The 11,834-nt window shown below is 47.3% G+C and carries 11 protein-coding genes; 7 read left to right on the top strand and 4 right to left on the bottom strand.

Annotated elements, in window-relative coordinates:
• Positions 1-145: 145 nt before the first annotated feature.
• The 3 genes from L6I86_RS28470 to L6I86_RS28480 are packed head-to-tail and all read right to left on the bottom strand — an operon-like array spanning position 146 to position 3,023.
• Positions 146-823, bottom strand: coding sequence for a TIGR00266 family protein (locus L6I86_RS28470; protein ID WP_056608336.1), 678 nt, complete (start codon positions 821-823; stop codon positions 146-148).
• Positions 824-872: 49 nt separating this feature from the next.
• On the bottom strand, positions 873-2,072 hold the full coding sequence (locus L6I86_RS28475; RefSeq protein WP_236291839.1) for an MFS transporter: 1,200 nt from the start codon (positions 2,070-2,072) through the stop codon (positions 873-875).
• Positions 2,073-2,132: 60 nt separating this feature from the next.
• Positions 2,133-3,023, bottom strand: coding sequence for a helix-turn-helix transcriptional regulator (locus L6I86_RS28480; protein WP_236291840.1), 891 nt, complete (start codon positions 3,021-3,023; stop codon positions 2,133-2,135).
• Between the two features lie 158 nt (positions 3,024-3,181).
• On the opposite strand from L6I86_RS28480, the gene L6I86_RS28485 reads away from it, so the two are divergent.
• Positions 3,182-4,579, top strand: coding sequence for an MATE family efflux transporter (locus L6I86_RS28485; protein ID WP_236291841.1), 1,398 nt, complete (start codon positions 3,182-3,184; stop codon positions 4,577-4,579).
• Positions 4,580-4,680: 101 nt separating this feature from the next.
• Here the strand turns inward: L6I86_RS28485 and L6I86_RS28490 are convergent, their stop codons facing one another.
• Positions 4,681-5,586: an ArsR/SmtB family transcription factor gene (locus tag L6I86_RS28490; RefSeq protein WP_236291842.1), complete on the bottom strand. Its 906-nt coding sequence runs from the start codon at positions 5,584-5,586 to the stop codon at positions 4,681-4,683.
• A gap of 167 nt (positions 5,587-5,753) precedes the next feature.
• On the opposite strand from L6I86_RS28490, the gene arfA reads away from it, so the two are divergent.
• From arfA to L6I86_RS28520, 6 genes are all read left to right on the top strand, one after another.
• Complete coding sequence (gene arfA, locus L6I86_RS28495) at positions 5,754-7,268, top strand: arabinosylfuranosidase ArfA (protein WP_236291843.1); 1,515 nt, start codon at positions 5,754-5,756, stop codon at positions 7,266-7,268.
• A gap of 184 nt (positions 7,269-7,452) precedes the next feature.
• Complete coding sequence (locus tag L6I86_RS28500; RefSeq protein WP_236291844.1) at positions 7,453-7,785, top strand: c-type cytochrome; 333 nt, start codon at positions 7,453-7,455, stop codon at positions 7,783-7,785.
• 186 nt (positions 7,786-7,971) lie between these two features.
• Positions 7,972-9,912: an LTA synthase family protein gene (locus L6I86_RS28505; RefSeq protein ID WP_236291845.1), complete on the top strand. Its 1,941-nt coding sequence runs from the start codon at positions 7,972-7,974 to the stop codon at positions 9,910-9,912.
• A gap of 178 nt (positions 9,913-10,090) precedes the next feature.
• Positions 10,091-10,243 (top strand): hypothetical protein, encoded by a 153-nt coding sequence (locus L6I86_RS28510; protein ID WP_236291846.1) that lies wholly within the window; start codon positions 10,091-10,093, stop codon positions 10,241-10,243.
• A gap of 18 nt (positions 10,244-10,261) precedes the next feature.
• A complete protein-coding gene (locus L6I86_RS28515) occupies positions 10,262-11,038 on the top strand; it encodes an ABC transporter permease (RefSeq protein WP_236291847.1) in 777 nt (258 codons plus the stop codon).
• Positions 11,035-11,826 (top strand): ABC transporter permease, encoded by a 792-nt coding sequence (locus tag L6I86_RS28520; RefSeq protein WP_236291893.1) that lies wholly within the window; start codon positions 11,035-11,037, stop codon positions 11,824-11,826. The genes L6I86_RS28515 and L6I86_RS28520 overlap by 4 nt, the downstream gene beginning before the upstream one ends.
• The last annotated feature ends 8 nt before the right edge of the window (positions 11,827-11,834 follow it).

Consider the following 11,834-nt stretch of genomic DNA (forward strand, 5'->3'; position numbering starts at 1 on the left):
TAAAGAGGGGGCCAAACTGGCCTGTACAATGATAATACCTGAAGGCATCCACAAAAAGACAAAGGAGCTAAGCGCAAACATGCTTAGCTCCTTTTCCATTCCAATTATGGCTTTTGGGGACAGCCACCTCTTTGAAGACAGCTGCTTATCTACCCGGCAGCAACTGCTTAATCCAACCGCCGAAACTCTTCGGATTCCGCGTTTGAATGAGCACGACGCCTTCGCCGCGGAAGCGGCAGACGACGCCTTCACCACTGGTAAGGCTGGAAATCCAGCCTTTTGCGGCCTTTTCAATCGTATACTGCGTATAATCCGGCCAAGCAACAAGGTGTCCGTTATCGATGAGCACTTCCTCGCCTGGTTTTAAGTTAACCGCATGAATCGCGCCATATGAAGAAAGGAACACAGTGCCTCTACCGCTGATCTCCACGATGAAGAAACCTTCGCCGGACATGAAGCCGCTCATCAGATTCTGCATCTTCGTATTCACCTGGATACCGGAGGTGCCGGCAAGGAAGCCGTCTTTCTGCACATAGAGCTTATACGAACCGTCTAGCTCGACCGCCTCAATATCGCCGATCACGGCAGGGGCGAGCAGGACCTCACCTGATCCACGATTGGGGGTCAATTCTTGAAAGAAGAACTTCTCTCCGCTGAGCATGCGGCCGAGTCCCTTCATGATCCCGCCATCCACCGTTCCTTTGAGCTCGATATTCGGGGACATGGAGACCATCGCACCGGCTTCTGCTTTAATATTCTCACCAGCTTCAAGCTGCACACGCAGCATAGGAAATGCGCCTTTATATAAAATTTCGTGTTTCATCGTAACCCTCCATTTTAATTAGTTTAGATGCTCAAATACCCTTATTTCTCTACGCCTCTTTGGGCCGTATGGTTGCATCCAAGCTGCGATTCGCATACACGAACACCGCGCAGATTAGCAAAATACTCATCGTGACATAGAAAACGGATGTGAAGCCGTACGCAGCAGCCAAATGACTGCCGAGCAGGGGACCGATTAGATTGCCAAGGAATAGTGAGGACGTATTGAATCCGTAAGCGGTGCCTTGAATCTCTGGAGCTGCAAGCTTCATGACCAGTGCGTTCAACGAAGGAATCATGCCACCGATGAACAACCCGAGCAGGAATCTACCGACCAACAGCATCGTGATATTAGTGGCAAAAGCCTGCGGGATAAAGGCGACTGCCGCCATAACGAGGGCAATGACCAGCGTCATACGTTGACCGATTCGGTCACCTAGCCTTCCCAATGTAGGAGCTCCGAATAAATTGGCGATACCGGTAATCGCGACGATAAGTCCGGCAAAAAAAGCCAAGTGCGCCCCTGTGTATAAGGTCTTGGCATACACCGTTACGATCGGTTCGATGCTCATCATTCCGATCTGAGTGATCAGCGATGCGGCAAAAACAGGCAATAAGGGGCGAAACAAACGCCACTGTGTCTTCTGTTTAACCTTTTTGTCAGAAGCGGGCTTCCGTTCCTCCTTGATGAACACCATGACGATGAGACTAGCGCACAGCATAAGTCCGCCTGTGAAGAAGAACACATGGTGGTACCCGAGAAAGCTTGCCAGCACACCGCCAATTAAAGGGCCGATGAGTGTGCCTGCAATAGCGCCAGTTTGCAGCGTTCCAAGCGACTTCCCTGAATGCTCACGCGGTGTCAGAGAGGCTTGTAACGAAACCGCCATCGAGATGAAACCGGAGAAGAATCCGTTCAGCAACCTCAGCGATAAGAGCTGCCAGGGCGATGTGACGATGCCCATAAGTGCTGTTACGATGGCCATCCCGAATCCGGCGCGAAGCAGCATGATTTTGCGCCCGCGTCGATCTGCGATGGCTCCCCATAGCGGCTGGGTCAAAAAGGAAGTGATGAATTGGGCAGCCACGATCCAGCCTGTCCAACGGACAATATCATCAAGGTCATGAACACCTAACTCCCCGATATAGAGAGGTAAGAAAGGAAGAACCAGATTCATGCCACACGTAATGGAGAAGTTCGCGCCCCAGAGTATCCATAATGACTTTTTCCAATGTAAGGGGGTTGCCATGATGAGGACTCCTTATCCTTTTTTTCTCAGTATAGCATAAATGGATCGATCCCCAAGCATCTAGATCCCTTGTGAAAACTGCTGCCGATAGCTACGAGGCGACATCCCTTCCAGCTTGGTGAAGCTAGCGGCGAAATAAGCAGCCTGCTCAAAACCAACTTCCTGAGCAATATGAGCAATGGGTAATTCCGTTTGCAAGAGCAGCAACTTGGCGTGCCCCACTCTTAATTTCAGGAGGTAGGTGATAGGGGAGCAGCCGTACTCTTTTTGCATACAGCGAGCTATGTATACAGGATGGAAATTGAGCTCGTCCCCCAGTTGTTTAGCTGAAACCGATTCACGAAAATGCTGCCTTAAGTACGAGGCTGCTTTCTCAGCGCAAGCTCTGGAGGCAGAGGCATGATCCGTTTCACCAGACGCGGCAAGGTGATACAGGATTTCTTGGAATAGCTGCTGTTGAGCAAAACGAACACTGCTCACATGCGCACGAGGCTGCAGCTGCAAAAGCTGGTCGAAGATCTCGTACATTTTCTCAGGGTGCTGCAGCGTCGTGAATTGTGGAATACGCATCGTGAAGGGTTCCACGGCGAAAGCTTCTACCACAGCTTCTTCCGGAGCCGGATCCTCCAAGGAGACAGGGGCAACGGCAGCAGGATTAATCAACTCCCATGCACCGCCTACATGAAAATGCAGCCAATAGGTGTGAGTTATCTCGGAGCATACCTGTGTCGCGAAATGATAACGGTCCGGCCGCAAAATGACGGCTTGTCCTGACCCAACCTCGAATCTGGCATCATCCTCACCGATGTAGAAGCAGCCGGAAATGGTGATAAGAAGATCAAAGACTTGGATGTTGCTACGACTAGGGTGCTGCCCTCCCTTTGGAATAGCGTTCAACCCACTCGTGATATAGTGGGGCAGAGGAGGGATTGTAATCTCAAGAAATGCCATGAAAGTCACCTGCTTTAATCCATCATAAAAGTTGGAATTGTATAAGTTTCAGTTGCGATGTTGATACATGAACTCAACTATAACAGCTATAATTTGAACTGACTACTAAGTTTCATTTTCATAATAAATAGAGAATCATACTGGATGGTGCCGTGTACATGAAGGCTGAGAAAAATAAATATTCGTTATGGTTCCTGGCATGGCCAATATTCGTAGAATTACTGCTGCAACTGCTTTTGGGAGCTGTTGATACGCTTATGGTAAGCCGCGTTTCAGACGATGCGGTAGCGGTCGTTGGCTTAGCGAACCAGATCTTTCAAGCGGTTATGATATTATTCATGACCGTGGCAAGTGGTGCAGGTATTCTCATAGCGCAGAAAATTGGGGCTAAGCAGCAGGAATCTGCACGAACAGTCGGTATTATGGCAGTTACGATAAGCGGACTTATTGGTGCGATTCTCAGTGTGATCCTGTACGTAGAGGCAGTTCCACTTGCGAGGCTGTTTCAATTAGAAGAGCGGTTAATCCCGCTGGCACATACGTATATTTCAATTGTCGGCAGTGGCATGGTATTGACGGCATTAACAGCTACACTCAGCACGGCGATTCGGAATACAGGAAACACGAAGGGACCGATGATTATCGCGATCGGGATGAATGTGATCCATGTTATGTTGAACTACGCTTGGATCAATGGTGCTTTCGGATTTCCACAGCTAGGCTTAACGGGGGTTGCGATCTCAACGTTACTAAGTCGGTTACTTGCGACTTGTTTGCTTCTCTACATGTTTGTTTCGGTCTTTGAGCGAAGGATTAGATGGCGTGATCTTGGTGTCTTTAACCGGAAGCTGTTTAGTGAGATTATCCGAATTGGCTGGCCGCTCGGCGTCAATATGTCGTCTTGGGTGCTGTCGCAGCTCGCGATTTATAGTTTTTTGGCAACGATGGGTGCTGCAGCTTTGGCCGCTAGAACGTATATGAATACACTAGAATCGATCTGCTTCATGTTAGGTTATTCGATTGCGTTATCCGCACAAATCCAGATTGCGCATCTATTCGGTTCTGGGCAAACGCAGGCGGCGTACAAAGCAGGCTACCGCGGCACGTGGATTGGGCTGGGCTTAGTTATGTGCAACAGCATTCTTCTTTTAATCATCGGGAAAAGCTTCTTAGGCTTCTTCAGTTCAGACAAAGCGATCATTGAGCTAGCCCTTTCTTGTTTAGTGCTGACAGCGGTACTGCAGCCAGGCCGAATGGTCAATATGGGCTTTGGTAATGCACTCAATGCGATTGGTGATACCCGTTTTAATATGGTGATTTCGCTGTTCTCGATGTGGGGCGTTGCTGCGGGTCTCTCCTATGTGCTGGGTTTACATTACGGTTTAGGGCTAACCGGTATTTACATAGCGATGATGTGCGATGAGTATCTTCGTGGTATTCTGGTGGCTATCCGCTGGCGGCGAAAGAAGTATTTGCGTTCGGCAGAAGGACGGACGAATAGCATTGACCCTCTAGGAGCTACTGAGGGAAAAGTTCGCAATGTTCATAGTGCTTAAATCAATCCAGTAATGGAGTCCGATTATGCCGAGTTTAGGAAGGGGAGCAAGAGTGATGGGTGTCACTTTGTTCCCCTTTCGTATGCTTAGTTATTCGCCATTTACTTCCGGTATGTGCGAAACCGAATATCCTGATTGTAGTTGCCGAAGCCTTCGCCATACAGCGTCAATCCACCGACATGCTCGGCATGATCGGGTACTTCTAGTCGTAAGGTCCACTCGTTGCGTGAGAGGGGAAGGTCTTGAATTGTAACGGTGGAAAGCAGTTGTCCATCGAGAAATGTCCCCTCTTCGGTGATACGAAGAACCTTCAACCAACCATACTGATTCGTATAGTCCGACCACCAAGATGGGGTAAGAAGACCGCGCCCAGCGCCGGAATCGCCTGGGCTTGTCCAATAGCCGAGCAGTGTATCATTGACATAAAAGTGAATATCGGATGGCCAATTGGCTGCGATACCCGGTGCCTCCGAGCCGATTTCCAGCGAGATTTCGATTTCCTCCAAAGTCTGACCGGGAAGCATATAGTTGGGGACCCGATATTCAACGAAGCCCTTGGCGAACCAAAGGATTTTGGCATGCATGCGCTCTGGCTCGAAGAAGAATCGGGGGTCATCAAACTGACCAATCAATCGCTCAGCTGAAGCTAAACCGCAAGTTGGGTGTACTTCATAGCGCGTATAGTGACCTACAGGAACAGATACTTCACTGAATAATCGTTGCTGTTCTGTGGATTGTGGGAGTTGAATGTCGATGCGCGCGAGCGCCAATGTACAGATTTTGTGTGTACCTCCTTGCTTACGAACGAGCTTCGTATGAATGAGACCGCCGGTCTCTAACTTTTTGACATGCATTGTCACGATCGCACTGCTTAGGGAAAGACGCTGCGCCAAATCCTTCACATTCATCTCTTCCTCAGCCAATAACTCCAAAATGTGCAGCCGCACATCGCTAGCTAACGCTTCATATAGGGGTAGCCATTTGCGGTCTGTTGTCGTGTGAATCATATCTTCAACGCCTACTTTCGTATCCTCTGATTAACATAAATATGAATGCAACAAAAACGGGTGAAAGGTCTTGATCTTCATCCTTTTTTGTTGTTTAATATGAGCTATACATAATAGTTATATTAACTAATTTATATTTTTATTAATTATATGATGAGGTGAGCTAAATGTCTATGAAAGCAAGCATGATTATTGACAAGGATTTTAAAGTAGGAGAAGTTGATCCACGGTTGTATGGTTCCTTTATTGAGCATTTGGGACGTGCAGTGTATGGTGGGATTTATGAGCCCGGACATCCACAAGCAGATGAACAAGGGTTTCGCGGAGATGTGCTGGAGTTAGTTAAAGGTCTGAATGTGCCGATTGTTCGTTATCCCGGTGGGAACTTTGTATCGGGTTATAACTGGGAGGATGGCATCGGACCTGTGGATCAGCGTAAAAGACGTCTTGACCTTGCTTGGCGCACGATTGAGCCGAATTTGATCGGCCTTAATGAGTTTATGGACTGGTGCCGCAAAGCGAACACGGATGCCATGATGGCTGTGAATCTAGGAACTCGCGGCCCTGATGAGGCAAGGGATATCATTGAATACAGCAACATCACCGGCGGTACTTATTGGAGTGATTTGCGAATTTCTCATGGCTACCGTACACCTCATAACATCAAAACGTGGTGCTTAGGCAACGAAATGGATGGTCCGTGGCAAACCGGAACTAAGACGGCAGTGGAATATGGCCGCATCGCCTGTGAGACAGCGAAAGTGATGAAGTGGGTCGACCCTTCGATCGAGCTTGTCGCTTGCGGCAGTTCGGGCTTGCTCATGCCTACCTTCCCAGATTGGGAAGCAACGGTTCTCGAACATACGTATGATCATGTTGATTATATTTCACTCCATCAGTACTATGGCAACCGCGATCAAGATTCTGCGAATTTCCTAGCGCAATCCCTAGGCATGGACCGCTTCATTCATACCGTGATTGCTACGGCTGACTACGTTCAGGCCAAAAAGCGCGGCAAGAAGAAGATCAATCTTTCCTTCGATGAATGGAATGTGTGGTATCACTCAAATGATGCTGATCGTAAAATCGAGCCTTGGTCCATTGCACCGCCACAGCTGGAGGACATCTATAATCATGAAGATGCGCTTCTTGTTGGCTGTATGCTAATTTCCATGCTGAAACGTGCGGATCGTGTCAAAATGGCTTGCTTGGCTCAATTGGTTAATGTGATTGCTCCAATTATGACCGCGAATGGCGGCGCCGCGTGGAAGCAAACAATATATTATCCTTATTTGCATGCAAGTGTATTCGGCCGTGGAACGGTTCTCGTACCACTCATTAAGTCACCGATGTATGACGCGAAGGACTACACGGACGTACCTTATCTCGAGGCTGTTGCCGTGCACAACGAGGACGCATCAGAGTTAACTATTTTCGCAGTGAATCGTAATTTGACAGAAGCACTCCCTTTAGAGATGGATCTCCGCAGCTTCGGCGGCGGCTTTCACATCAAGGAGCATATCGTATTGGAGCATGAGGATCTCAAGGCTTCGAATACGTTGGAAGCGCCCGATCGTGTGAAGCCACATTCCGCAGGGAATGCGACGATCTCGACGAATGGACAAATTGAGGCTGTTCTTGGTAAGGCTTCTTGGAATGTGATTCGTCTTAAATTGGCGTAAAAATATCAGATAAATGATGTGATGCACCTATAAAAAGCCGCGATTTGGACCATAATAATCATATGAGAAGCCTTGTTGGTAGAGAAATCAAGGCTGCTTATATGATGGTGCACGCGGCTCTTCTTTCTTTTCCAATCCACGCTCTGGTATGATGAGAGAAAAGAGATTGAAGGAGTTTGCGCACATGAATATGAGAGTAGGCCTTGTTGGCGGCTTCTTGCTGATTGCAGCAATAAGTTTATCGGCTTGTGGAGATAAACCATCGGCAACACCGAGTGCGAGTGTTTCTGCCAATGCAGATGTTCCAAAGCTGTATCAAAATTATTGTATCTCCTGTCATGGTAATCAATTACAAGGTGGGCAAGGCCCAAATATTCAAAAAGTGGGAGAACGCCTCACGGAAGCTGAAATTGTAAAACGGATACAAAAGGGTGGTGGCGGGATGCCACCGTTCCAGGTCACGATGAAGGAAGAGGAATTGAAAGCACTTGCAGCTTGGTTAGCCGGTTTGAAGTAATTTACATAAACTGGAATTGTTAAGGTTATATTAAGGTTAGCTACATAATTCCTTCACAATTGACATTTACAATTAGGGGCATGAGGAGAGTGATGTAAGATGCACTTGAATTTGAAGCCCCGGAAGCGTCTTTCGAGTGAAAAGAGCTCAAGTCGTCTGGGAGCATCGATTTCATTAGTTTTATTTATGATCGGTTTACCAATTTTGTCTGTTGTTGGTATGGAATTTCTTGAACGTGGTAATTTCCCTGAAACCATGCAGTGGATGACAGGTAATCAACCATTATTTATGTTAAATGTAGGGTTAACCTTCTGTCTGTTGGCCTTCATTTATGCCCTTGTAGGGTCTTTGGCAATTTCTGGATCCATTACGACCTTCATACTGGGTCTGATGGCAATTATCTCGTATATGAAAGTGAAAATGATCGGGGAGCCGTTCTTCCCTTGGGATATATTGCTGAACAAAGAAAGTATGGACATTGCTTCATTAGTAACAGGTAAAGCTGCTTTAATTCGAATATGTGCTGTAGCAGCTATGATTCTCATCGTTCTTGCGCTTCGATGGGTGATCCCGCGTGTTACCATACCTGTTATCGCTCGAATCGGTTTAGGGCTTTTTTCGCTCTATGCCTTGTATGCATTTGGGATCAAAACACCGTTAGCTGGTAAAATCTTAGACCACGCAGGTGTCAATGAGATTGTTTGGGATCAGCAGCAAAACTACGCAAACAATGGTCTAACGCTTGCCTTCACACTCAATGTGAAGAACTCGATCGTACAGAAGCCGGATACCTACAGTGAGCAAGCACTGGCTGCGGCAGCATCCAATATTCAACAAGCTACTGTGCAAGCTGCTTCTGTGCAACAGGATACAGGCGTCCGTAAAGCGAAAGCTACTCTTGCTGACGGGAAACAGCCCAATGTTATTTTCGTCATGAGCGAAGCATTCTGGGATCCTACCCTACTAGAGAATGTAACGTTCAGCGAAGACCCACTTCCGACAATTCACCGTTTGCAGCAGGAGTCTAGTTCTGGTTATTTGCTGTCTCCACAATATGGTGGCGGTACGAGCAACGTGGAATTTGAAGTATTGACTGGAAACTCAATGAGCTTCTTACCTGGCGGATCCATTCCGTACCAACAGTATATTTCGAAGCCAGTTCCAAGTTTGGCTAGCTATTTTGCTGATAAAGGGTACAAGAGCATGGGGATTCACTCGTATGAAGGATGGTTCTGGGATCGGAACAACGTTTATAAGCAACTTGGTTTTGAATCCTTTAAGAGTAGTGAACACTTCGACAATCCGGAAACGAAAGGTTACTTCATCTCCGATGCCGAGGTTGCAAGAAACGTGATTAGTGAAGTAGATAAAACGGAAAATCCGATGTTTATCTATACCGTAACGATGCAAAATCATGGACCCTATGATGATCCGCGCTACGGAGAAAATCAGTTCAAAGCAACTGGTGATCTTTCAGCGCAAGCCAAAAGTATTCTAGAAACGTATACGCAAGGTGCACATGACGCGGATCAAAGCTTGCAAATGATGATTGACCATTTCAAGGATTCAGATGAGCCGACGATGATCGTCTTTTATGGTGACCATTTACCGATGCTTGGCATGGATTATCAGGTGTATAAAGAAGCAGGCTTCATTTCAACAAGTGATGCTAACAAATGGTCGTTGGAAGAAATCAAGAAGATGCACAGCATCCCACTTGTGACATGGTCCAACTTTGACATGCCGAAGCAAGACATTCCCATGCTAAGTGATTCCTTCTTAGGAGCTCATGTCCTTGATATGCTTCATATGGAAAAGCCAGCGAATTTCGCTCTGAATGCCGAGTTGGCACAGCAAGTGCCAGGACTTCTTAGCAATTTGATTGTCGATCAAGATGGACAGCTGCATGCAACGGTTCCGGAATCCGCGGCACCTCTCATCGCCGATTATCGGAATGTGCAGTATGACTTGATGTTCGGTAAACAGTATCTGGCCACTTATTTGGATCATGATTATTTGACCAAAGGTACGCAAACAGACTACAATGCTGAATTTGGTGTTCCTGTCGCTGCTCCTCAGTCTGAAGCGCAAGGCAGCCAGGACGCAAAGCCGGCAAGTGCGCAGTAGTGCAAATTGGATAATAGGCCGTCTCTCGAGTGTAACTTGGGAGGCGGATTTTTTGCGTTTAAGTACGATTAAGTCAACCTAACAATTAGAAATACCCCCGCACTACTTGGCGTTCGCGCTATATTAACTGGAAAACCTCCATCTATTTTCGTGGAAAAGGAATGAATTAACTGATTAAATGGAAACTGTACAGTTAATTATCCCATTATCATCCGTTTCAGCCCCTGCAAGAAATAATGGTTGCCAGGGGCAGGGTTATTTTGGTAATATGGGATTCCGTCTCTACGCGGCGACTGCACAAAAATCGAAAAGTCAAACGGATCTTGAATGACAAAACAGGAGGTGTTTTATGCTTTTCGCGGTTTTGGCTCGCAAGGCGTACGCAAGGAACTTGCAGTATCGTGGCTCGCATCTGCTGCATAATGCCGTGAGTGCGGTGTTCGGCTTTATTTATGCCAGCATCTGGACCAGCTTAGGCAGCGATGCATCGCTAGGCGAATACGGTGCCAAAGGCATTGTAAGTTACATTGCTTTTAACCAGGCGATTCTGTGGATTACACAGTTTACGACGAATGGACTCGGGCTCGAGCAATCGGTCAGGACGGGTCAAATAGCGGTCGATCTGATGCGGCCAGTGCATTTATTTTATCAAGCGATGAGCCGTGAATGGGGCCAAGTGTGGTATCAATTTTTATATAAAAGCATTCCGATTTATGTCCTCTATGTCTTCATCTTCTCCTTACAGCTGCCACAGATCGCCTCGGTGTATGGATGGACAGCTCTCTCACTCGTCACGGCCTCTTATATTTCCATCTGTTTGAATTACTTAATTGGTGTAGCCGCCCTATGGACGACGGAATCCCGTTGGTTGTACTGGGTTAACTATTCGTTCGCTATGCTGTTATCTGGCTTTTTTATCCCTGTGGAATGGCTGCCAGGCTGGCTTCGGACCATTAGCTTGTACACGCCATATCCCTATTTACTCTATTACCCAACTCGAATCTACCTTGGACTTGAACATGGCACTGTAGTGCTAGGTGCAATTCTTTGGGGCATCGGGTTTACTTGTGTCTGCTTGGCCGTTACCCAGGTGGTTCGCAAGAAGCTGGAGGTGCAAGGCGGATGATCTCGATTCGGCTGTTTATGCTGCTCATTCGGGCAAGTTTCCGAAGTCGCATGCAGTATAAGTTTAATTTTGTGTTCTCGACCCTCATGTCTTCGTTCATTCAAATCTCTGAATTTCTGATGGTGGCGCTGGTGATGATGAAGTTTGGCCAAATTCATGGCTGGACACTGTATGAGGTGAGTTACTTGTACGGGGTGATGATGATTTCCAAAGCGATTTATCGCACGCTCGCCTCCGATGTGCACCATCTGGAGAAATATCTCGTGTCCGGCGATCTGGATGCGATTCTGATTCGTCCTGTCCCTGTGTTGCTTGCCTTAATGACCCAAAATTCAAGGATTCTCATTGCTGAAATCGGCCAAGGCTTGATCCTGTTGATTATTTCAATGAAAGCGCTTATTTGGAGCGGGCAAATTGGCTGGATCGCTATTCCATTAACGGGGTTTATCATCCTCACTGGTGCTGTGATTTTATTCGCCATTGGGCTGGCGACGGCGGCTGCAGGTTTCTGGCTCACACGTATTGAGTCTTTGCAAAATATGACCGAGGACGCCTCCCAAACAGCAGCCCGCTATCCGCTTAGCATCTATCCCAAATGGTTGCAAGGCGCGCTGCTAGTGCTCGTTCCAGTAGGCTTCGTCAACTACATTCCTGCCCTCTATGTATTGAGGAATGAAGGTGGCGTGGGCATGTTGTTAGGCACATTAATAGTCGCTGCAGCTGTTCTTTGGCTAGCCATGCGATTCTGGAAGTTAGGACTTTCTCGCTATCAAAGTACAGGTAGTTAATCATATTA

The organism is Paenibacillus allorhizoplanae (assembly GCF_927798215.1).
In the GTDB taxonomy this organism is placed as follows: Bacteria; Bacillota; Bacilli; order Paenibacillales; family NBRC-103111; genus Paenibacillus_E; species Paenibacillus_E allorhizoplanae.